The 22,951-nt window shown below is 61.0% G+C and carries 19 protein-coding genes; 13 read left to right on the top strand and 6 right to left on the bottom strand.

Annotated elements, in window-relative coordinates; all coding sequences use genetic code 11:
• The first annotated feature begins 157 nt into the window (after positions 1–157).
• The 7 genes from ASE98_RS00605 (at position 158) to ASE98_RS00575 (ending at position 7,281) form a co-directional block, all read left to right on the top strand.
• Positions 158–1,723: an MBOAT family O-acyltransferase gene (locus ASE98_RS00605; protein ID WP_060539503.1), complete on the top strand. Its 1,566-nt coding sequence runs from the start codon at positions 158–160 to the stop codon at positions 1,721–1,723.
• 11 nt (positions 1,724–1,734) lie between these two features.
• Positions 1,735–2,910, top strand: a complete 1,176-nt coding sequence (locus ASE98_RS00600) for an alginate O-acetyltransferase (protein ID WP_060539502.1) — start codon at positions 1,735–1,737, stop codon at positions 2,908–2,910.
• A gap of 14 nt (positions 2,911–2,924) precedes the next feature.
• Entirely contained in the window at positions 2,925–3,581 is a 657-nt protein-coding gene (locus ASE98_RS00595) for an alginate O-acetyltransferase AlgF (RefSeq protein WP_060539501.1), read from the top strand.
• Positions 3,582–3,796: 215 nt separating this feature from the next.
• The gene (locus ASE98_RS00590; RefSeq protein WP_060539500.1) at positions 3,797–5,248 is read left to right on the top strand and encodes a mannose-1-phosphate guanylyltransferase/mannose-6-phosphate isomerase; all 1,452 of its coding nucleotides are present in this window, start codon (positions 3,797–3,799) and stop codon (positions 5,246–5,248) included.
• Between the two features lie 169 nt (positions 5,249–5,417).
• A complete protein-coding gene (locus ASE98_RS00585) occupies positions 5,418–5,882 on the top strand; it encodes a hypothetical protein (protein WP_060539499.1) in 465 nt (154 codons plus the stop codon).
• A 34-nt stretch (positions 5,883–5,916) separates the two neighbouring features.
• Positions 5,917–6,741 carry an SDR family oxidoreductase gene (locus tag ASE98_RS00580; protein ID WP_060539498.1) on the top strand — a complete coding sequence of 275 codons (825 nt, stop codon included), beginning with the start codon at positions 5,917–5,919 and terminating at the stop codon, positions 6,739–6,741.
• 141 nt (positions 6,742–6,882) lie between these two features.
• On the top strand, positions 6,883–7,281 hold the full coding sequence (locus ASE98_RS00575; protein ID WP_060539497.1) for a DUF4440 domain-containing protein: 399 nt from the start codon (positions 6,883–6,885) through the stop codon (positions 7,279–7,281).
• A gap of 107 nt (positions 7,282–7,388) precedes the next feature.
• On the opposite strand, the gene ASE98_RS00570 is transcribed toward ASE98_RS00575, so the two are convergent.
• The 4 genes from ASE98_RS00570 to ASE98_RS00555 all read right to left on the bottom strand — a co-directional run bounded on the left by ASE98_RS00570 (position 7,389) and on the right by ASE98_RS00555 (position 12,330).
• Positions 7,389–8,252, bottom strand: a complete 864-nt coding sequence (locus ASE98_RS00570; protein WP_060539496.1) for an efflux RND transporter periplasmic adaptor subunit — start codon at positions 8,250–8,252, stop codon at positions 7,389–7,391.
• 24 nt (positions 8,253–8,276) lie between these two features.
• The gene (locus tag ASE98_RS00565; RefSeq protein ID WP_015096751.1) at positions 8,277–8,477 is read right to left on the bottom strand and encodes a DUF1656 domain-containing protein; all 201 of its coding nucleotides are present in this window, start codon (positions 8,475–8,477) and stop codon (positions 8,277–8,279) included.
• Positions 8,467–10,671: an FUSC family protein gene (locus tag ASE98_RS00560; protein ID WP_060539495.1), complete on the bottom strand. Its 2,205-nt coding sequence runs from the start codon at positions 10,669–10,671 to the stop codon at positions 8,467–8,469. Before ASE98_RS00560 ends, ASE98_RS00565 begins: the two co-directional genes overlap by 11 nt.
• Before the next feature lie 147 nt (positions 10,672–10,818).
• The gene (locus tag ASE98_RS00555) at positions 10,819–12,330 is read right to left on the bottom strand and encodes an efflux transporter outer membrane subunit (protein ID WP_060539752.1); all 1,512 of its coding nucleotides are present in this window, start codon (positions 12,328–12,330) and stop codon (positions 10,819–10,821) included.
• 331 nt (positions 12,331–12,661) lie between these two features.
• Here ASE98_RS00555 and ASE98_RS00550 point away from each other — a divergent pair, with 331 nt between their 5' ends.
• From ASE98_RS00550 to ASE98_RS00525, 6 genes are all read left to right on the top strand, one after another.
• On the top strand, positions 12,662–13,630 hold the full coding sequence (locus ASE98_RS00550; RefSeq protein WP_060539494.1) for a LysR family transcriptional regulator: 969 nt from the start codon (positions 12,662–12,664) through the stop codon (positions 13,628–13,630).
• Between the two features lie 183 nt (positions 13,631–13,813).
• On the top strand, positions 13,814–14,974 hold the full coding sequence (locus ASE98_RS00545; protein WP_060539493.1) for an efflux RND transporter periplasmic adaptor subunit: 1,161 nt from the start codon (positions 13,814–13,816) through the stop codon (positions 14,972–14,974).
• Positions 14,971–18,078: a multidrug efflux RND transporter permease subunit gene (locus ASE98_RS00540; RefSeq protein WP_060539492.1), complete on the top strand. Its 3,108-nt coding sequence runs from the start codon at positions 14,971–14,973 to the stop codon at positions 18,076–18,078. The genes ASE98_RS00545 and ASE98_RS00540 overlap by 4 nt, the downstream gene beginning before the upstream one ends.
• Positions 18,079–18,086: 8 nt before the next feature.
• Positions 18,087–18,764 (top strand): heavy metal response regulator transcription factor, encoded by a 678-nt coding sequence (locus ASE98_RS00535; RefSeq protein WP_060539491.1) that lies wholly within the window; start codon positions 18,087–18,089, stop codon positions 18,762–18,764.
• Complete coding sequence (locus ASE98_RS00530) at positions 18,754–20,118, top strand: heavy metal sensor histidine kinase (protein WP_060539490.1); 1,365 nt, start codon at positions 18,754–18,756, stop codon at positions 20,116–20,118. The genes ASE98_RS00535 and ASE98_RS00530 overlap by 11 nt, the downstream gene beginning before the upstream one ends.
• 142 nt (positions 20,119–20,260) lie before the next feature.
• Complete coding sequence (locus ASE98_RS00525) at positions 20,261–20,485, top strand: hypothetical protein (RefSeq protein WP_060539489.1); 225 nt, start codon at positions 20,261–20,263, stop codon at positions 20,483–20,485.
• Between the two features lie 180 nt (positions 20,486–20,665).
• On the opposite strand, the gene lpxC is transcribed toward ASE98_RS00525, so the two are convergent.
• Entirely contained in the window at positions 20,666–21,577 is a 912-nt protein-coding gene (lpxC, locus tag ASE98_RS00520; protein WP_027619572.1) for a UDP-3-O-acyl-N-acetylglucosamine deacetylase, read from the bottom strand.
• Positions 21,578–21,689: 112 nt separating this feature from the next.
• Entirely contained in the window at positions 21,690–22,883 is a 1,194-nt protein-coding gene (gene ftsZ, locus ASE98_RS00515; RefSeq protein WP_060539488.1) for a cell division protein FtsZ, read from the bottom strand.
• Between the last annotated feature and the right edge of the window lie 68 nt (positions 22,884–22,951).

Genomic DNA, 22,951 nt, shown 5'->3' with positions numbered 1-22,951 from the left:
TCAGGCTCCCTCTCCCTCCGGGAGAGGGCGGGGGGTGAGGGTAAGGTCTGAAGGCCACCCACAACCTTCAAGGAAACACCGTTTCACCCCTCCACTATCACGGGGGGGTTGGGGGGGCTTTGGCCCTTGACTGTTGGTTAAACATGGAGAGATCGGGATGGTATTTTCATCCAACGTGTTCCTGTTTCTGTTCTTGCCGATCTTTCTCGGCTTGTACTACTTGAGCGGGCAACGCTATCGCAATTTACTGCTGCTGATTGCCAGCTACGTGTTCTACGCCTGGTGGCGCGTAGACTTCCTCGCACTGTTCGCGGCGGTCACGCTGTGGAACTACTGGATCGGCCTGAAAGTCGGCGCCGCCGGGGTCAGGACCAAACCGGCGCAGCGCTGGCTGCTGCTCGGCGTGGCCGTCGACCTGTGCATTCTCGGCTACTTCAAGTACGCCAACTTCGGCGTCGACAGCATCAACGCCATGATGACCTCGGTGGGCCTGGAGCCCTTCATCCTGACCCACGTGCTGTTGCCGATCGGTATCTCGTTCTACATCTTCGAGTCGATCAGCTACATCATCGATGTCTACCGTGGCGACACCCCCGCGACCCGCAACCTGATCGACTTCGCGGCCTTCGTGGCGATCTTCCCACACCTGATCGCCGGTCCCGTGCTGCGTTTCCGCGACCTCGCCGACCAGTTCAACAACCGCACCCACACCCTGGACAAATTCTCCGAGGGCTGCACGCGGTTCATGCAGGGTTTCATCAAGAAAGTCTTCATCGCCGACACCCTCGCGGTGGTGGCCGACCACTGCTTCGCCCTGCAAAACCCGACCACGGGTGATGCCTGGCTCGGCGCCCTCGCCTACACCGCGCAGTTGTATTTCGACTTCTCCGGATACAGCGACATGGCCATCGGCCTGGGCCTGATGATGGGTTTCCGCTTCATGGAAAACTTCAAGCAGCCGTACATCAGCCAGTCGATCACCGAGTTCTGGCGCCGCTGGCACATCAGCCTGTCGACCTGGTTGCGTGACTATCTGTACATCACGTTGGGCGGCAACCGCAAAGGCACGCTGATGACCTATCGCAACCTGTTCCTGACCATGCTGCTCGGTGGTCTGTGGCACGGCGCGAACATCACCTACATCGTCTGGGGTGCATGGCACGGCATGTGGCTGGCGATTGAAAAGGCCCTGGGCCTGAACACTTCGCCGCGCAGCATCAACCCGATCCGTTGGGCACTGACCTTCCTGCTGGTGGTGATGGGCTGGGTGATCTTCCGCGCGGAAAACCTGCACGTTGCCGGCCGCATGTACGGCGCAATGTTCAGCTTTGGTGACTGGTCACTGTCGGAACTCAACCAGGCCAGCCTCACCGGCCTGCAGATCGCAACATTGGTTGTGGCCTACGTGACCCTGGCGTTCTTCGGTCTGCGCGACTTCTACAGCAACCAGCCACCGGTGAAGACCAAAACCGCCGTGAACGTCGACAGCGACGGCCCGGCCGCCACCGAACCTGGCCTGATCAAGGCAGCACCTGGGGATAACCCGGCGAGCATCCACCAGCCTGGCTACACCGTCGGCGTCGAAGCCCAGGTGCAACCAGCCTACTGGACCGCCGACTGGTCGCGCTACGTGATGCGTGCGCTGGTGCTGCTGCTGTTCATCGCCTCGATTCTCAAACTCTCGGCGCAAAGCTTCTCGCCGTTCCTCTACTTCCAGTTCTGAGGGATCTGACCATGACCCGCTCATTACGCATCTTCTACATCGCCCTGTTCCTGGTGACCCTGCTGGTCCTGGGCCTGTGGTCGGTTCGCAGCTTCTTCGGCTTCAGCACCAACGCCGACGCGACGGTGCTCAACGGTCGCTGGACCAAGGCCGTGGAGACGCACTACGACGAAGAGTTTCCGATCAAGCGCCTGGGCACCAATCTCTGGGCGGCGCTGGACTTCAAACTGTTCAACGAAGGTCGTCCGGGCGTAGTGCTCGGTCGCGACCAGTGGTTGTACAGCGATGAAGAATTCAACCCGATCGTCAACGAAGAGCTGAACCTGCAAGGCAACTACGCGCTGGTCGAAGGCGTGCGCCAGACCCTCAAGGCCAAAGGCGTGCAATTGGTGATGGCGGTGGTGCCGGCCAAGGTACGCCTGTACCCGGAACACCTCGGTGAGGTGAAACCGGCCAGCATCCACGCCAATCTGTACCAGGACTTCCATCAGCGCCTGGCGGCCGAGCGGATTCCGGCTCCGGACCTGCTGGGCCCATTGCAGGCCGCCAAGAAAAACGGCCAGCAAGTGTTCCTGCGCACCGACACCCACTGGACCCCGGAAGGCGCCGAAGTCGCCGCCAACCGCCTGGCCAGAGTCATCGCCGACCAGTACCCGCTGAGCGGCGAACCGCAAAACTTCGTCACCGAGCCGGCCGAGCAAGTCACCCACAAGGGCGACCTGCGTCTGTTCCTGCCGCTGGACCCGCTGTTCGAAAACCTGATGCCGGCGCAAGAGCCACTGCGCAAGCGCAACACCGTCGCCGCCGGCGACCCGCCTGCCGGTGACGACGCGCTGTTCGCCAACACCGAAGTGCCGGTGGCCCTGATCGGTACCAGCTACAGCGCCAACCCGAACTGGAACTTCGTCGGCGCGCTCAAGCAAGCGCTGCACAGCGACGTGGTCAGTTACGCCGAAGACGGCCACGGCCCGATTCTGCCGATGCTCAGCTACCTGAAAAGCGATGCCTTCAAGAACAGCCCGCCACAGGTGCTGATCTGGGAGTTTCCTGAACGATATCTGCCTGTGAACAACGAAATCGGCGACGCCGACCCGCAGTGGGTCGCAGAGCTTAAACAAGCCGGCGCGCGCCAGCAAAACGTCGCAATCAACACTAAATCCGAGACGCCCGACCGGGCGCAAAACTGAAAGAGAGGTACACCATGACTTTCACTACAACTCCTCGTCGTCTCGCAAAACGCATTGCTCTGGTCGCTGGCCTCAGCGTGCTGTCAGTCCAGGCTTTCGCCGCTGGTGACTCGGCGCTGTACGGCCCGACCGCACCGAAAGGCTCGACCTTCGTGCGCATCTACAACGCCAGCAACGCCGAAGTCAGCGCCACCGTCGGCAGCACCAACCTGAGCGACGTCGCGCCACTGTCCAGCAGCGACTTCAGCTTCATGCCGGGCGGCGACTACAGCGCCAAGGTCGGTAGCCAGAGCCTGCCGGTGAAACTGGCCGGCGACCACTATTACACCCTGGTCAACAACGCTAGCGGCGCACCGCAATTGATCGAAGAGCCGCCGTTCAAGAACAAGCAGAAGTCCCTGGTACGCGTGCAAAACCTGAGTGACAAGGCGCTGACCCTGAAAACCGCCGATGGCAAGACCGACGTGGTCCCGAACGTTGCGCCCAAGGGGCGCGGCGAACGTGAAATCAACCCGGTGAAAGTCAGCCTGGCGCTCTATGACGGCGCCACCAAAGTCGGCGACGTGAAACCCGTCGCCCTGGAACGTGGTGAAGCCGCCGTGCTGTACGTCACCGGCAACGGCAGCAGCCTGTCGCCGGTCTGGGTAAAACGCCCGGTATCGACGCGCTAACAAATTTCCCGGCTTGACCCCGATCCCCTTGTGGGAGCGGGCTTGCTCGCGAATACGGTTTCACATTCAACGACGATGTTGACTGACCCACCGCTTTCGCGAGCAAGCCCGCTCCCACCTGGACCGAGGTGTCAGTCCGGACACGAAACAAGAACAAGAGTGAAACGACACAGCGTTCGTAGCTCTAACCAATCGATTTTCAAGGAGTAAACAATATGATTCCGGTGATCTTGTCAGGTGGTAGTGGCTCACGTCTTTGGCCGCTTTCCCGTAAGCAATTCCCTAAACAGTTCCTCGCCCTGACCGGCGAACACACCCTGTTCCAGCAGACTCTGGAGCGCTTGGTGTTCGAAGGCATGGACACCCCGATCGTGGTCTGCAACAAGGACCACCGTTTCATCGTCAGCGAGCAGTTGGCCGCGCGCAAACTGGAAACCCAGCGCATCCTGATGGAACCGTTCGGTCGCAACACCGCGCCGGCCGTGGCCTTGACTGCGATGATGCTGGTCAGCGAAGGACGTGACGAGTTGATGCTGGTGCTGCCAGCCGACCACGTGCTGGAAGACCAGAAAGCCCTGCAGCGCGCCCTGGCACTGGCCACCGTCGCTGCGGAAAACGGTGAGATGGTGTTGTTCGGCGTACCGGCCACCAAACCGGAAACCGGCTACGGCTACATCAAGTCGACCAACGATTCGCTGCTGCCCGAAGGCGTCAGCCGCGTCTCGCACTTCGTCGAAAAGCCCGACGTGAAACGCGCTACCGAGTTCGTCCAGTCCGGCGGTTACTTCTGGAACAGCGGCATGTTCCTGTTCCGCGCCAGCCGCTTCCTCGAAGAGCTGAAAAAGCACGATCCGGACATCTACGACACCTGCCTGCTGACCCTGGAACGCAGCCCGCAGGACGCCGACAGCATCACCCTCGACGAAGCCACCTTCGCGTGCTGCCCGGACAACTCCATCGACTACTCGGTCATGGAAAAAACCCAACGCGCCTGCGTCGTACCGCTGACCGCGGGCTGGAGCGATGTCGGTTGCTGGTCGTCGCTGTGGGAGGTGAATGCCAAAGACGCCAACGGCAACGTCACCAAGGGCGACGTGGTGATCCAGGACAGCAAGAACTGCATGATCCATGGCAACGGCAAGCTGGTGTCGGTGATCGGCCTGGAAAACATCGTGGTCGTCGAAACCAAGGACGCCATGATGATCGCCCACAAGGACAAGGTCCAAGGCGTCAAACAGATGGTCAACACCCTCAATGAACGGGGCCGCAGCGAAACCCAGAACCACTGCGAAGTCTATCGTCCGTGGGGTTCGTATGACTCGGTGGACATGGGCGGGCGCTTCCAGGTCAAGCACATCTCGGTCAAGCCGGGCGCGTGCCTGTCCCTGCAGATGCACCACCATCGCGCCGAGCACTGGATCGTGGTCAGCGGCACGGCTGAAGTGACCTGCGATGAAAACGTGTTCCTGCTGACCGAGAACCAGTCGACTTACATCCCGATTGCTTCGGTGCACCGTTTGCGCAATCCGGGGAAGATCCCGCTGGAGATCATTGAAGTGCAGTCGGGCAGCTATCTGGGTGAGGACGATATCGAGCGGTTTGAAGATATCTACGGGCGCTCGACGCCAATCGAGCGTGGGGTTTCGGTGAAGACCATCGCGCAGTAACACCCGGCAAAACAAGAAGCCCTCGTTCAGCCCACTGCGTCCCCTATCCGCAGTGGGCTGGGCGGGGGCTTTTTCTTTCAGGTTTTTGTAATGCTCCGACCGGCCCCATCGCCAACCCCACCCACCCTTAGGTAGGATGACCTCCTCTACTCTCGAGGTTTGCGCGCCCATGTTCATCGGCATCCTGCTGGTCATCACCTGGCTGATTCTGTTGCTGCGCTACCCGGCCAAAGCCCTGCCCGTTTCCATGGCTGCCGCCGTGGGGCTGGGAATCGTCGCCACCTGGGTCATCTGGCTGGACCACCGCGAGCTCAAGCAATTGCAACGGCTGGAATTGCGCATCAGCTACGCCCCGCAGCTCTGTCCCGCTGACCGCCCGCTGCAATTGACCATGAATAATGGCAATGACGTACCGCTGACCGAATTGCGCTGGCGGGTCGCCGCTTATGCGCCGGGCGACACGGTCAACCTCGCCGACAATCAATACAGCGCGCCACGCTATCGTGGCCCTGGCGAGCTACTGCCTGGCGGTAATTGGGAGGACTGTCTGCCCATGCCGCCACTGCGGCCCGGTTATCGTCCGCAAACCCTGGAGTTTCGCGCCGAGCGTTTGCAAGGTAGTTTCTCCGACTGATCGCCTCTTCTTTTCGCTGCACAAGGACCGCGCCATGCCCGTTGCGTTGATTACCGGATGTTCCAGCGGCATCGGCCGCGCCCTGGCCGATGTGTTCAAGACTGCTGGCTATGAGGTCTGGGCCACTGCGCGCAGGACTGAAGATGTTGTAACACTGTCTGGCGCAGGATTTACCGCAGTGCAGCTGGACGTCAACGACGGCCCGGCACTTGAAGCATTGCGAGAACGAATCAACCAGCTACACGGTGGCCTTGATGTGCTGATCAACAACGCTGGCTACGGCGCCATGGGCCCATTGCTGGACGGCGGCGTGCAGGCCATGCAGCGTCAGTTCGAAACCAATGTGTTCGCGATCGTCGGCGTGACTCGCGCACTGTTCCCGGTGCTGCGCCGGGCCAAAGGGCTGGTGGTGAATATCGGCAGTGTGTCCGGCATTCTGGTCACGCCGTTCGCCGGTGCCTACTGCGCGTCGAAAGCCGCTGTGCATGCCTTGAGCGATGCCTTGCGCATGGAGCTGGCGCCGTTCGGTATCCGCGTGATGGAAGTCCAGCCCGGTGCCATCGCCTCCAGTTTTGCCAGCAATGCCGGACATGAAGCCGAGCAACTGATCAGCGAACAATCGCCCTGGTTCCCGTTGCGCGAAGGCATTCGTGCGCGGGCCCGGGCTTCGCAGGACAACCCGACTCCGGCCAGTGAGTTTGCGGCTGGCCTGTTAAAGGCGGTACAGCAGAGCAAGCCGCCTCGGCTGGTGCGCCTGGGCAATGGTAGCCGGGCGTTGCCGCTACTGGCCGCGCTGGTGCCCAAGGGCTTGCTGGAATCAGGATTGATGAAGCGGTTCGGCTTGCGCGGGCAGCTCTGAGACCGGGTCGACACCTTCGCGGGCAAGCCCGCTCCCACAGTGATTGATGTCGTACACAAGTTTTGTGTTCAACATCAATCACTGTGGGAGCCTGCTCGCGATGACACCAGAACAGACACCATCAGAATTCCAGGAAACAAAATGACCGACTACACCCAATACTTCGACGAAGTGATCCAGGCTCACGTAGCCATCGAACAATGGCTGGCCGAGGAGCGTGATGCGTCGGAACTCGAACAACTGCTGGCACGCTTCTCACCACAATTTTCCATGGTATCGCCATTGGGCAGGGTGCTGGATTTCGACGCGCTGAACGAATTGTTCACCCAGGCTGGCGGAAAGAAGCTGGGCTTTCGCATCGAGCTCAGCGAGTTTTGCGGTATTGCCTTGCACGAAGGCGGCGCGACCCTGAGTTATCGCGAGCAGCAAACCGACGCGACCGGTCAGCATTCGGATCGCCGCTCGACCGTGGTGTTCGAGAAACAGGCGGATGGCAAGGTGGTCTGGCGGCACTTGCACGAGACGTTTTGCCAAGGCTGACGCAAACGCTGTGGCTTGGCGGGGTTTCTGTGGCAAGCCCCCTCGCCACAGGCAAACCGCTTGGCCACAGGCAGGCCCCCTGGTCACTGTGTCATTTGCCTTCGGGGTCAGTCACCGGCCGCAGACTTGACCACCACCGTACAAGTAATCCCCGCCGCCAGCAGCACCCCCTGCGGCACTTCATCAATGTGTATCCGCACCGGCACCCGCTGTGCCAGGCGCACCCAGTTGAACGTCGGGTTGACGTCGGCGATCAACTCGCGACTTTCCGGGTTATCGCGATCATAGATGCCGCGCGAGATGCTTTCCACATGGCCCTTGAGCACTTCGCCGCTCATCAGTTGCATGTCGGCTTTATCACCCACACGCACATGGGGCAGTTTGGTTTCTTCGAAGAAGCCATAGACCCAGAACGAATTCATGTCGACCACAGCCATCTTCGCTTCGCCGATGCGCGCGTAGTCACCGCGATGCACGTTGAGGTTGGTCACGTAGCCATCCACCGCGGCACGCACTTCGGTGCGTTTGAGGTTGAGTTCGGCGGCTTCCAGTTGCGCCTTGGCCTGCTGGTAATCGGCCTGGGCCGCGTCGGCGAGGTTGCCGGCGTCGTCGCGGTTTTCCCGGGAGATTACCAGGTTGTCCATATCGGCACGGCGATGGGCGTTGACCTTGCGCATCTCCCAGGTTGCCTTGCGTGAGGCAACCAGCGACTTGGCCTGTTTCACCGCCAGCCGATAGTGCTCGGGGTCGATCTGCATCAGCAGATCGCCCTTCTTCACCAGTTGGTTGTCGCGCACCGGCACGTCCACCACTTCGCCGGTGACGTCGGCGGCGACGTTGATGATATCGGCGCGCACACGGCCGTCGCGGGTCCACGGCGTGTTCATGTAGTGCTCCCACAGGGTGCGGCCGATCCACAGCGCAAGGGCCAGCACCAGCAGGGTCGCGAGCAGGCTGAAAAACTTTTTCATCGGGGCATTCTCAGTGATAGAGAGTCAACGGTAGACAGTCAGCGCCATGGCGCCGAACAGACAGGTGAACAGGCTCAGGCGCAGCAACGCCGGGTGCCAGAAAAAACGGTACAGATCGAATCCGGACAGGAACCGGTCCAGCGCCCAGGCAAGCGCTGCCGCGATGAAGAACATCAGGGTCATGGTCGGCATGTACACGCCGTGGAAGGCGATTTCACGAGGCATGTGCAAGTCCTTGGGGCTTGGCAGTGGCGATGGCGTTGGAGTAGCCGGCGAGCGGCGATTGCGGGTCGAGCAACGAGGTGCGGATGAAGTGCAGATAGCTCTTCACCCGCCGCAACGCCGAGGTATCGAAGTGCGGGGCGAAGGGTTCATCGGTGGCCTGCACGCAACTGATTGCGTGGTCGACGGCAACCAGTGCGCGTTCAAGGTTGCTGCTGTTGGGTTGCAGAAACAGCCGCACCAGCGCACGGCCCATGACACGGATCGCCTGGCGCCATGGCTGGGTTTCGGTATACGCCGGATGCACCGGCAGGATCGCCTGCTCTTTGCGTAACTCGATGATCGCGTGGCCGACCTCCAGCACCACGAACATCCAGCGCAACAAGTCGCGCTGGACTTGCGGCTGCCCCGCCGCGAGGCCGTAGGCCTGATGCAGGAGATCGCGGGTGCGGCTTTCGAATCTCGACGCCAGGCCCTTGAGTTTGCCGCTGATGGCATACACCACCTGGCCGCGCAGATCCTGTTCCAGCCGTCGCCACAACCAGCGGCTGTTGGGCGGCAGAATAATTGCCCCCGCCGCCGCGCACACCAGCATGCCCAAGACCATGGCAATGTAGTCGTTGATGAAGGTGTAGGGGTTGTAGACGGTCAGGTTGTCCGGAACCGAACCGGTGCTGAAGAAGATCAGCAACCCAAGGCCGACGCCGGCATATTGCGGCCGCGAGGTGAGGAACGAGCCGAGTACGATCACCGGTGCGAGCATTACGCAGAGCAATGGAAAACCGTCGATCCATGGGTAGATGAAAAACATCTGGAAAAAGCCAATCAGCGCTCCCAGAAACGTCCCGCAGGCCATCTGGAATGCCATGCGTTTCGGGTTCGGCGTGGCGGCGGAAAGGCCCACTGTGGCAGCAGCAATCAGGGTCATGGTGGCCCCGCTTGGCCAGGCGGTAGCCACCCAATAGCTGCCCAGCACTAACAGGATGAACGCGGCGCGAATCCCCGACGCCGCAGCGGCCAGCCAGTTGGTTTGCGGGGTGAACGGTTCGTCCCAATGCTCGCGCTCGTGACTGTGCTCGGCCAGCGATGCGTGGGTCTGTGCATAACTGTGCAGGTCGTCGACGAAGCGATAGAGCAATTCATAGGCCGTGTGGAAATCCAGCAACTCGGCGTCACTCGGCCCGCTCTCCTGAAAGAGCGTGCGCAGGCTGCGGACCTGGGCCGGCAAGCTCTCCTTATAGGTCGTCAACGCCGTGACCAGACGGGCTGCATCGGCCGTGGTCAGGGAGCGGCCGCTAAAGCCGTCGAGCACCTCGGCAAGTTCGTGCAGGCCGGGTTTGATCGCTGCCACGACATGGTCGACGTCATTGCTGCGCAGGCGTTCGAGCAACTGGTGCAGGGCGTTGAAGCGCGTGGTGATGCCCATGAATTCGCTGTTCAACCGACTGAGCCGGCCGTTACGTCGGCGCATGTGCGGGTCTTCGAATACGGTGACACTGCGCAGCCCTTCCAGCCCCACCGCTTGCGCGATAAAGCGCACGTTGCCGGCCTCGAAAGCCTCGCGCTGACTGCGCCCGCGCAAGCCGTCGGTGACGAACTGGGCAAACACGCCGAAGCGTTGGTACAAGGCGTTGCGCATCGCCGCACTGGCGGTCTGCGGCAGGATCGCCGCGCTGACCAGTGTCGAGCAAAGTATGCCCAGGGAGATCTCCAATACCCGCCAGACCGCCGCCATGAATGCGCCATCCGGGTGCGCCAGGGCGGGCAAACCAACCATCGCCGCGGTGTAGCCGGCGAGCACGAAACCATAGGCGCGAAAGTTGCGACAACGGGCGGCACCGGCTGAACAGATACCGACCCAGATCGCCAGCGCGCCAAGAAACAGTTCGGTGTTCTGCGCGAACAAGGCAATCAGCGCCACCATCACCGCCGACCCGGCCAGGGTGCCGAGAAAACGATAGAAGCTCTTGGCGAACACTTGCCCGCTTTGTGGCTGCATGACGATGAACACGGTGATCATCGCCGTGCGCGGCTGCGGCAACTCCAGGCGCATGGCCAGCCACAGGGTCAGGAACGCGGCGAACAGCACTTTGAAGATGTAGACCCAGGTCACGCCATCGCTGCGTGCCCAGTCGAAGAAGCCCCGGCGCCATTCCAGGGAATACAGCCAGCGCAAAGGTGCGGGCAAGGGAGTCATCAAATTCTGCTCAAAGGTCAAAAATCGTGCGGCGAGAACTCGGTCCTTGTGGGAGCGGGCTTGCTCGCGAAAGCGGGGTGTCAGATAACATAACCGTCGACTGACACACCCTCTTCGCGAGCAAGCCCGCTCCCACAGGTTTTGTGTTCAATTCACGACGCTCTTAAGTAGAGCCGGGGTTTTCGGTGCTTGGGTCTGGCTGTCGTTCGGTACATCGTTGCCTGCTCCCAAGCCACCGCCGAGCGCCGTCACCAGTTCGGCATGGGCACTCAACCGCGCAGCCTGAACCTGCTGCTGGACTTGTTGCTGCTTGAACAGCAGGGTCTGGGCGTTGAGCACGTTGAGGTAATCGGTGAGCCCGCGCTGCCAGGCGATCAACGCGATGTCACAGGTCTTCTGCGCAGCGGCCACCGATTCGGCGGCGAAGGCTTGCTGCTTGTCCATGGATTCGCGGCGGATCAACTGGTCGGAGATATTCTTCAGCGCATTGACCAGGGTCTGGTTGTATCGCGCTACGGCAATGTCATATCCGGCCGAGGCTTCCCCCAGTTCGGCGCGCAACCGCCCGCCGTCGAAGATCGGCAGGGAGATCGCCGGGCCGACGCTGTAGTTGAGTTTCTTGCCGGTGAGGAACTCCAGCGCCCCGCCGCCGGTGGCCATGTAGCCGAGACTGCCGACCAGATCGACGTTGGGATAAAAACCGGCATGGGCGACTTCAATGCCCCGCGCTTGCGCCGCCACTTGCCAACGGCTGGCGACCACGTCCGGACGCTGGCCGAGCAGTTGCGCCGGCAGCGACGACGGCAGTTTCAATGGCGCATCCAGCGACAGCATCGGGCGCTGCAACTGCGCGGCCTGCCCCGGGCCGAAACCTGCCAGGGCGGCGAGCTGATTGCGGCTCAGGGCGATTTCCTCGTCCAGGGCATCAAGCTGGCGATGACTTTCCGGCAGCGGCGTGCGGGCCTGGCTGACTTCGAAATGCGTGCCGATGCCGCCGCTCAGGCGCTGCTGCGCCAGCTCAAGGATTTGCTGTTGCTGCTGCTGTGTTGCCTGGACGATGTCCCGCTGCGCGTAATGCAATGACAGTTCGATGTACACTCGTACGATATTGTTCTGCAGTTCGAGCCGGGCCTGGCGTGCTTCGGCGACCGTCATATGCGCCATGTCCACGGCACGCTCGCTGGCATTGCTTTCGCGGCCCCAGAGATCCAGGGCATAGCTCAAGCCCAGGGCGGCGTTGTTGTCCCAGGTGGTGGAATTGGCCAACTCGCCCGGCCCGTAGAACTGATCGGTGGGCCAGTTGTGGCGCTTGAGGGTGGACTCGCCATTGATCTGCAGCGACTCGGCAGCCTCGGCGATACCGGCCATTGCCCTGGCCTGACGTACCCGCGCGGCGGCCATGGCCAGGGTCGGACTGCCCTGCACGGCGAGCTCGATCCAGTGGCTCAGTTGCGGATCGCCATAGGCCTGCCACCATTGTGCGGTGGGCCAATGCGCATCCTGGGCGGCGCTCTGGATGGCTTCGTCGGTGGCCAGTGAACTGGCCTCCAGCGCCTTGCCTTGTGGGGCAATACCTCCGGTTCCGATGCAGCCGCTGATTGCCAGGGTTAAAGCCAAAACACTGAGCGGTTCAAGCGCTCTGCTGATGCGACGCGGCACTGCTGCGATTTCCTGAAGATAGAGGGGAGCCATGAGATTTTCTGGAAACCGGAGATCCGCCTTTGTGGGAGCGGGCTTGCTCGCGAAGGCGGTCTGTCAGTCAACATCCGTGTTGAATATGATGCCCTCTTCGCGAGCAAGCCCGCTCCCACAGGTTATGCGGCGGTCGAGCCCCAGTTGCCAAGTTGCGCAATTCTATTGGTCGGCCCGAATGGCGATAAGCTGGGATTCCTGTGAATCTTTGTTACCGTTAGCGAGATAATCCCTTTGTAGGGGGTCACCCCCTCTGAAACTTCGTGTCACAATTTGCCATCGCATCCGAGAGCTCCCCATGGACACTTTGCAAAACATGCGCGCCTTCAGTTACGTGGCCGAGGCCGGTAGCTTTACCGCTGCCGCCGTGCAACTGGACACCACCACGGCTAACGTCTCGCGCGCGGTCTCCAACCTGGAAGCCCACCTGCAAACCCGCCTGCTCAACCGCACCACCCGGCGCATCGCTTTGACCGAAGCCGGCAAGCGCTACTTGCTGCGCTGCGAGCAGATCCTGGCCTATGTCGAAGAGGCCGAAGCCGAGGCCAGCGACGCCCACGCCCGCCCCGCCGGTCAGTTGAAGGTGCACACCATGACCGGCATCGGTCAGCACTTCGTGATCGACGCCATCGCCCGCTACCGCAAGACCCACCCGGACGTGACCTTCGACCTGACCCTGGCCAACCGCGTCCCGGACCTGCTCGACGAGGGCTACGACGTGTCCATCGTCCTTGCCAGCGAACTGCCGGACTCGGGCTTCGTGTCCCAGCGCCTGGGTATCACCTACAGTATCGTTTGCGCCTCACCGGCTTACGTCAAAGCCAATGGCTGCGCACACAAACCCAGTGACCTGCTCAACCATGCCTGCCTGCGTCTGGTAAGCCCGGTCCTCCCCCTGGAAAAATGGGCCTTCGACGGCCCTGACGGCCAGGAAATGGTCACCATCAACAGCTCGCCGTTCCTGGTGAACTCCGCCGATGCAATGAAAACCGCGATCACCAGCGGCATGGGCGTCGGTGTTTTGCCGTTGTATGCAGCGATCGACGGCTTGCGCAATGGCACGCTGGTGCGGGTCATGCCCAACTATCGTTCGCAGGAACTGAATCTGTATGCGATCTACCCGTCGCGGCAGTACCTGGATGCGAAGATCAAGACCTGGGTCGAGTACCTGCGTGGGTCTTTGCCGGAGTTGTTGGCGGCGCATCAGGCGGAGCTGGCGGCGTATGAATTGAGCGGGAGCATGGCCGGAGTCCGGGTAGCCAATTAAGGATGACCGCGCCCCTGTAGGAGCCGGCTTGCTGGCGATCTGCCTTGAAGCCTGCATCGCTTCTGAGACAGCCAAGGCAAACGAAACTGACAGCGCCGTCAGTTAGCAGTCACCCTGCTGACCGCCAGACAGGTTTATAAAGGAGGTATAAACCTGCCATCACTCCCCCGGCGCCCCACTCGCATGCGAATCCAGAAAAACCCCGCCCTGCTCGTCGCCCTTCTGATCGTCCTGGCAGCGCTGGGCCTGTGGTACGCCAGCAAGCCCGCCAAAACCAAACTCGCCACAACCAGCGCCATCCCCGTGCGCGTGATCAGCGTCGCCGAAAAAGACGTACCGCGCTATGTCAGTGGCATCGGCTCGGTGCTGTCCCTGCACAGCGTGGTGGTCCGTCCGCAAATCGATGGCATCCTCACCAAAGTACTGGTCAAGGAAGGCCAACTGGTGAAAAAAGGCGACCTGCTGGCGACCATCGATGACCGTTCAATTCGCGCCAGCCTCGACCTCGCACGGGCGCAATTGGGTGAAAGCCAGGCACAACTGCAAGTCGCCCTGGTCAACCTCAAGCGCTACAAACTGCTGAGTGTCGACGACGGCGTTTCCAAGCAGACCTACGACCAGCAGCAAGCGCTGGTCAACCAGCTCAAAGCCACCGCCCAAGGCAACCAGGCCTCGATCGATTCCGCCGAGGTGCAACTGTCCTACACGCAGATTCGCTCACCGGTCAGCGGTCGCGTCGGTATTCGCACAGTGGACGAAGGCAACTTCCTGCGCATGAGCGACGCCCAAGGTCTGTTCACCGTGACCCAGATCGACCCGATTGCCGTGGAATTTTCCCTGCCGCAACAGATGCTGCCGACCCTGCAGGGTCTGATCAACGATCCTCAACACGCTCGGGTGAAGGCTTACATCGGTGCCGACACCGACGGCGAAACCGGCAACCTGCTCGGCGAAGGCCACCTGACCCTGATCGACAATCAGATCAACGCCAACACCGGCACCATCCGCGCCAAGGCCGAGTTCGATAACGCCGAGCAGAAACTCTGGCCGGGCCTGCTGGTGACGGTAAAGATTCAGACAGCGCTGGATAAGGATGCCCTGGTGGTGCCACCCAACGTCGTACAACGGGGTCTGGATCAACACTTCGTGTACCGGCTCAAGGGCGACAAAGTCGAAACCGTTCCCGTGCAGATGGTCTATCAGGACAGCCGGCTAAACATCATCAAGGGCGTGCAGGCCGGTGACAGCCTGGTCAGCGACGGGCAGTCGCGGCTCAAACCCGGTTCAGTCGTCCAGGTGCTGACGGATCCGCCGCAGGTGGTGCAATCGGAGTCGACTCCATGAAGGGCTCCATCTCGGCCTGGTGCATCGATCACCCGGTGGCGACTATCCTGCTGACCTTTGCCCTGGTGCTGCTGGGCGCGATTGCCTTCCCTCGCTTGCCGATCGCACCGCTGCCGGAAGCGGAGTTCCCGACGATTCAGGTGGCGGCGCAATTGCCCGGTGCCAGCCCGGAAACCATGGCTTCGTCGGTGGCCACACCGCTGGAAGTGCAGTTCAGCGCTATCCCCGGCGTTACCCAGATGACATCGAGCAGCGCGCTGGGCTCGACCAACCTGACCCTGCAATTCACCCTCGATAAAAGCATCGACACCGCCGCCCAGGAAGTTCAGGCGGCCATCAACACCGCCGCCGGCAAGCTGCCCAAGGACATGCCGAACCTGCCGACCTGGCGCAAGGTCAATCCGGCCGACAGCCCGGTGCTGATCCTCAGTGTCAACTCCAACCTGATGCCCGGCCCGGAACTCAGCGACCTCACCGAAACCCTGCTGTCCCGGCAGATAAGCCAGATCGACGGAGTGGGCCAGGTCTCGATTACCGGTCAGCAACGCCCGGCGATCCGCGTCCAGGTGTCCGCCGACAAACTGGCTGCCATTGGCCTGACCCTCGCGGACGTGCGCCTGGCGATCCAGCAAACCAGCCTTAACCTGGCCAAGGGTGCGCTGTACGGCGAATCGAGCATTTCAACGCTGTCCACCAATGATCAGTTATTCCACCCCGAGGAATACAGCGAGCTGATCGTTTCCTACAAGGATGGCGCCCCGGTTCACCTCAGGGATGTCGCCAAAGTCGTCAACGGTTCGGAAGACGCCTACGTCCAGGCCTGGGCGGGCTCGCTACCGGGGGTCAACCTGGTGATTTTCCGCCAACCCGGTGCCAACATTGTCGAGACCGTGGACCGCATCCAGGCGGCGCTGCCAGGCCTGGAAGCCATGCTGCCGGCTTCGGTGCAGGTCAAGGTACTGATCGACCGTACCCAGACCATCCGTGCCTCCCTGCATGAAGTGGAAATTACCCTGCTGATCGCGGTCATGCTGGTGGTGGCGGTCATGGCGCTGTTCCTGCGCCAGCTATCGGCGACCCTGATCGTCTCGGCGGTGCTCGGTGTGTCGCTGATCGCCACCTTTGCCCTGATGTATGTCATGGGCTTCAGCCTGAACAACCTGACCCTGGTCGCGATCGTGGTGGCCGTTGGGTTTGTGGTCGACGATGCGATAGTGGTGGTGGAGAACATTCACCGCCATCTCGAGGCCGGTGACGGTATGCGCGAAGCGGCGATCAAGGGTGCTGGCGAGATCGGCTTTACCGTAGTCTCGATCAGTTTCTCGCTGGTGGCGGCGTTCATTCCGCTGCTATTCATGGGAGGCGTGGTCGGGCGACTGTTCAAGGAGTTCGCCCTGACCGCCACGTCGACCATCATGATCTCGGTGGTGGTGTCCCTGACCCTGGCGCCAACCCTGGCTGCGCTGTTCATGCGCGCTCCGGTTCATCACGCCCATAGCAAGCCGGGCTTCGGTGAGCGTCTGCTGGCGTGGTACGAAAAGGGCCTGCACCGCGCCCTCGCCCATCAGAAATTCATGATCGGCGTCTTCGGCCTGTCGCTCGCCCTGGCCATCGGCGGATACATTTTCATCCCCAAAGGTTTCTTCCCGATTCAGGACACCGGCTTCGTCCTCGGTACCACTGAAGCGGCAGCAGATATTTCCTACGGCGACATGGTGAAAAAGCACCTGGCTATGGCCGAAATCGTCGCCGCAGACCCGGCTGTTCAGGCGTTTTCCCACTCGGTCGGCGTTTCCGGCAGCAACCAGACCATCGCCAACGGCCGCTTCTGGATCGCCCTGAAAAAACGCGGCGACCGCGACGTTTCCGCCAGCGAATTCATCGACCGGATTCGCCCGCAACTGATGAAAGTCCCTGGCATCGTGCTGTATCTGCGTGCCGGACAAGACATCAACCTCAGCTCCGGCCCAAGCCGTGCCCAATACCAATACGTGCTCAAGAGCAACGACGGCGCGACCCTCAGCACCTGGACCCAGCGCCTGACCGAAAAACTGCGCGGCAACCCGGCCTTCCGCGATATTTCCAACGACCTGCAACTGGGCGGCAGCATCACTCATATCAGCATCGACCGCAGCGCGGCGGCACGCTTCGGCCTGACCGCCAGCGATGTCGACGAAGCGCTGTACGATGCCTTCGGTCAGCGGCAGATCAATGAATTCCAGACCCAGATCAACCAGTACAACGTGATCCTGGAACTGGACACCAAACAACGCGGCAAGGCCGAAAGCCTCAACTATTTCTACCTGCGCTCGCCCCTGAGCGGAGAAATGGTGCCGCTGTCGGCCCTGGCCAAATTCGATGCGCCGACCAGCGGCCCGCTGTCCATCGCCCATGACGGCATGTTCCCCGCCGCCAACCTGTCGTTCAACCTGGCGCCCGGTGTGGCCCTGGGCGACGCGGTGATCATGCTCAACCAGGCCAAAGCCGACATCGGTATGCCCGCCGCCATCAGCGGTAACTTCCAGGGCGCGGCCCAGGCCTTCCAGAGTTCGCTGGCCAGCCAGCCGTGGCTGATTCTCGCGGCACTGGTGGCGGTGTACATCATTCTCGGCGTGCTCTACGAGAGCTTCGTGCATCCGCTGACGATCATCTCGACCTTGCCCTCGGCGGGCCTGGGTGCGGTGATCATGCTGTGGATATGTGGCCAGGATTTTTCGATCATGGCCCTGATTGGCCTGGTGCTGCTGATCGGCATCGTCAAGAAGAACGGCATCCTGATGATCGACTTCGCCCTCGAAGCACAACGCAATGGCGGCCTGTCGCCGGAAGAAGCGATCTTCAAGGCCTGTATCACAAGGTTCCGGCCGATCATCATGACCACCCTCGCCGCCCTGCTCGGCGCCCTGCCACTGATGCTCGGCTACGGCACTGGCGCCGAGTTGCGCCAACCCCTGGGGATCGCGGTGGTCGGCGGCCTGCTGGTGAGCCAGGCACTGACGCTGTTCACCACGCCGGTCATATACTTATGGCTTGAGCGGCTGTTCCATCGGCACTCTCTCCCACCGGCGGCCGCACCCCAGCCGTCGCTGGCGACCACAGACTGAGGCGGGTCATGCGCGTTCTGATTATCGAAGACGAGGAAAAAACCGCGGATTATCTGCACCGCGGCCTGACGGAACAGGGTTACACCGTGGACCTGGCCCGGGATGGGGTCGAGGGGCTGCACCTGGCGCTGGAAAGCGACTACGCGGTGATCGTCCTAGACGTGATGCTGCCGGGCCTCGACGGCTTCGGCGTGCTGCGTGCCCTGCGGGCGCGCAAGCAAACCCCGGTGATCATGCTCACCGCCCGCGAGCGCGTTGAAGACCGCATCAAGGGCCTGCGCGATGGTGCCGACGACTACCTGGGCAAACCCTTTTCCTTCCTTGAACTGGTGGCCCGCCTGCAGGCGCTGACCCGGCGCAGCGGCGGCCATGAACCGGTGCAAGTGAGCATCGCCGACCTGTGGATAGATTTGATCAGCCGCAAGGCCACCCGTGCCGGCACACGTCTGGAGCTGACCGCCAAGGAGTTCTCGCTGCTCAGCGTGCTGGCCCGTCGCCAGGGGGAAATCCTCTCGAAAACCGCCATTGCCGAAATGGTCTGGGACATCAATTTCGACAGTGACGCCAACGTCGTCGAAGTCGCGATCAAACGCTTGCGGGCCAAGCTCGACGGGCCGTTCGAGGAGAAACTGCTACACACCATTCGCGGCATGGGTTATGTGCTGGAGAGCCGTGGTGTCCAGTAACAGCATTGCCTTGCGCCTGAGCGGAATGTTCACGCTGGTGGCGCTGCTGGTGTTCCTGTTGATCGGCTGGGCCTTGTACCAGCAGGTCGATAAAGGCCTGGGCCTGCTGCCCGAAGCAGAGCTGGACGCGCGTTACAGCGTGCTCGAATCCACGGTGGGCCGTTATGGAACGCCGGAGCATTGGGTAAAGATCAACAACAAGCTCAAGCTATTGGGTGAAGAAGACAAGCGCATCAGTTTCTGGATCACCAGCGGCGATCCCCAGTATGAGTACGGCAACCCGACAGCGCAGATCCGCGCCTTCGCCGAAGGGCCGCTGGGCATGCGCGACATGCAGTTGCCGAACCGTCCCTATCCGCTGAAAGTGCTGGTCAGCCAATTCCCCGCCAAAGATCAGCGCCCGCCGCTGCGCTTCATGATCGCCATCGACACCGAAACCTTTTTGGAAACCCAGCACCATCTGCTGATTGCCTTGATCAGCCTGGCGATTGTCGGCGTGCTGCTGGCTTCGGCACTGGGTTACTGGGTGGCGCGGATCGGGCTCAAGCCGTTGATCAAATTGTCTCAGGAAGCCCAGCGCCTGGCCCCTCCCCTGCGTGCCGGACGCTTGCGCCTGTCGCCGCTGCCGCCGGAGCTCAATCAGTTCGTCAGCTCGTTCAACTCGACGCTGGAACGGGTCGAACAGGCCTACTCGCGCCTTGAGTCGTTCAATGCCGATGTCGCCCACGAACTGCGCTCACCACTGACCAACCTGATCGGCCAGACTCAGGTCGCGCTGACCCGTGGCCGTTCCGCGGAGCATTACTTCGAAGTGCTGCAATCGAACCTGGAAGAACTTGAACGCCTGCGCTCGATCATCAATGACATGCTGTTCCTCGCCAGCGCCGATCAGGGCAGCAAGGCGACCAAACTGACCTCTACATCCCTGGCCGATGAAGTGGCCACCACCCTGGAGTACCTGGATTTCATCCTCGAAGATGCCCAGGTTCAGGTACAGGTGAGTGGCGATGCGCAGGTACGGATCGAAATCGCCCACCTGCGTCGCGCCTTGATCAATCTGTTGAACAACGCGGTGCAACACACCGCCCCCGGGCAGGTGATCCAGGTGCGGATCGCGATTGAAGAGCACCAGGTCAGCATTGGCGTGGCCAACCCCGGCTCGCCGATCGCCGGCGAACATCTGCCACGACTGTTCGAGCGCTTTTACCGGGTCGATGCTTCACGCAGCAACAGCGGTCACAACCATGGACTGGGACTGGCGATCGTCAAGGCGATTGCTTTGATGCATGGCGGGGATGTGTTTGTGCACAGTGACCATGGGATGAATACGTTCGGCATTCATCTTCCCGTTTAACCCTTTCCTTTGTGTGCGAGCCCAAGCTCACTATTGCCCCTGCTGCAACAGTCCTTTCATGAATCCGCTCTTTTTCCCTGCGCCCGACATCCTTATCTTTGCCCGGACCAAACAGCACCTGCCAGGCAGGAAGGTTTTAAAGATGTCCAACAGTATGGGTATTGCCAGCGCTTTCGTTTTGTCCTCTCTGTTCCTGTCGCCATTGGCGATGGCGGAAGAATCGCAGACTTTCGTGGCGCACAACGCCTCGCGAGCGGCAGCGTTCGAAGAGCACCAGATTGAAATGACGGCCAAGGCACCCGACGCCACCCGGGCGCCGCAAGCATCCAGCCTCCAGGCCCAGCCTATGGGCGAAAAAGACAGCTGATTAAACCTGTCCACTCCAGTTTCCCCCGACACTTTTCATCGGCTCTTCCCGTTGCAAAAGTTGTCTCCAAGCCGCTGCCATCAGCGGCTTTTTTTGTTGTGGAGCTTTCCGATCAGAAATATCAGGACATAAAAAAAGGCCACCCGAAGGCAGCCTTTAAAAACTAGAGAGGTTTTTTACTTACACGGCCGCAACCGGACGCATGTAAGAGATCGGTGCAGTGCTGGCGTCTTCAAAGGTCACGACTTCCCAGGCATCTGTCTGCTCAATCAACTTGCGCAGCAGCTGGTTGTTCAGTGCGTGGCCGGACTTGAAGCCCTTGAACTCACCAATCAGGCTATTGCCCAGCAGGTAGAGGTCACCAATTGCATCAAGGATCTTGTGCTTCACGAATTCGTCTTCATAGCGAAGGCCGTCTTCGTTCAGTACACCATCCGCGTCGACCACAATAGCGTTTTCCACGCTGCCGCCGAGTGCGAGGTTGTGCTTGCGCAGGTACTCGATATCACTCATGAAACCAAAGGTACGGGCGCGGCTGACTTCTTTTACGAACGAAGTGCTGGAAAAATCCACGCTTGCACTTTGTGTGCGGTCACGGAAAACCGGGTGATCGAAATCGATCTCGAAGCTCACCTTGAAACCTTCGAAAGGGACGAAAGTGGCGCGCTTGTCGCCGTCTTCCACTGTCACTTCCCGCAGGATGCGGATGAACTTCTTGGCGGCGTCCTGTTCTTCCAGGCCGGCCGACTGAATCAGAAATACGAAGGGTCCAGCGCTACCATCCATGATCGGGACTTCGGACGCGGAGAGCTCGACGTAGGCGTTATCGATGCCCAGGCCAGCCATGGCCGAGAGCAAGTGCTCCACCGTATCCACCTTCACGTCACCGTTGACCAGCGTCGTCGACATGGTTGTCTCGCCGACGTTAGCCGCTCGAGCCGGGATCTCGACCACCGGATCGAGGTCCGCACGGCGAAAGACGATGCCGGTGTCGATCGGCGCAGGCTTGAGGGTCAGGTATACCTTCTCCCCGGAGTGCAGACCTACACCGGTGGCACGGATAATATTTTTCAGTGTGCGTTGTTTAATCATGGCTTGGGCCGCTTCAGCGCAAATTGCGAACTGGTATCAACAAAGGCTGGCGATGATATCAGACCGCGCCTTTGCTGAACACCAATCACCTTCATAGCCCTGATACATTTCATCAATCGGCCTGGCGACGCAGGAATGCCGGGATGTCCAGATAATCCAGATCATCTTGCGGATTCATCTTCGCGGCAGCCGCAGCACCGGCCTGAGCCTGGTTGCGCATGACGGTCGGACGGTCCAGATCACGGTAGTTCACCGCTGGAGCTTCCTGACGAACAGGGGCCTGTTGTTGTGGCTGTGCAGCCATCGATGTATGGACGGTGTTGTCGATGACCTTCACAGGCTTCTCGATTTTAGCGCCCAGACCGGTTGCTACAACAGTCACGTGCAGCTCGTCGCGCATGTCCGGATCGATAACGGTACCGACCTTGACCATCGCGTGCTCGGAAGCAAACGCCTCGATGATGCTACCCACGTCGGAGTACTCACCCAGGGACAGGTCTGGACCTGCGGTGATGTTCACCAGGATGCCGCGTGCACCTTGCAGGTTCACGTCTTCGAGCAACGGGTTGCGGATGGCCGCTTCAGTGGCTTCACGTGCACGGTTCGGACCGCTGGCGCAGCCAGTGCCCATCATCGCCATGCCCATTTCGCTCATCACGGTACGTACGTCGGCAAAGTCGACGTTGATCATGCCCGGACGCTTGATGATGTCGGAGATACCGCGAACGGCACCGGCCAGTACATCGTCAGCCTTGGCGAAAGCCGACAGCAGGCTGGCGTCTTTACCGAGGATGGTCAGCAGCTTCTCGTTGGGGATTGTGATCAACGAGTCGACGCTTTCGGACAGCAGGCGGATGCCTTCGTCGGCCAGCTGCATGCGCTTGCGGCCTTCGAACGGGAACGGACGGGTCACCACCGCAACGGTGAGGATCCCCATTTCCTTGGCCACTTCAGCGATGATCGGCGCAGCACCGGTACCGGTACCACCGCCCATGCCAGTGGTGATGAACACCATGTTGGTGCCCTGCAGGACTTCGGCAATGCGCTCACGGTCTTCGAGAGCGGCCTGACGACCTACTTCAGGGTTGGCGCCAGCGCCCAGACCTTTGGTCACGCCGGTACCCAGTTGCAGGATGGTCCGCGCGCTGATGCTCTTGAGCGCCTGGGCATCAGTGTTGGCGCAGATGAACTCAACGCCTTCAATGTTGCTCTTGACCATATGATTCACGGCGTTACCGCCGCCACCGCCAACACCGATGACTTTAATGACCGGGCTTGCGGGGATGTTGTCTACGAGTTCGAACATTTTCCCTCTCCTTTACGTTCTCTAGTTTTTTCGCCTACTGCTTTTTGCTGCTTTTACTGCGTGTCGCT

The organism is Pseudomonas sp. Leaf48 (assembly GCF_001421885.1).
Lineage (GTDB): Bacteria > Pseudomonadota > Gammaproteobacteria > Pseudomonadales > Pseudomonadaceae > Aquipseudomonas.
The sequence above is the reverse complement of the archived record's forward strand: the minus strand, read 5'-3'. Positions and strand labels throughout refer to the sequence as shown.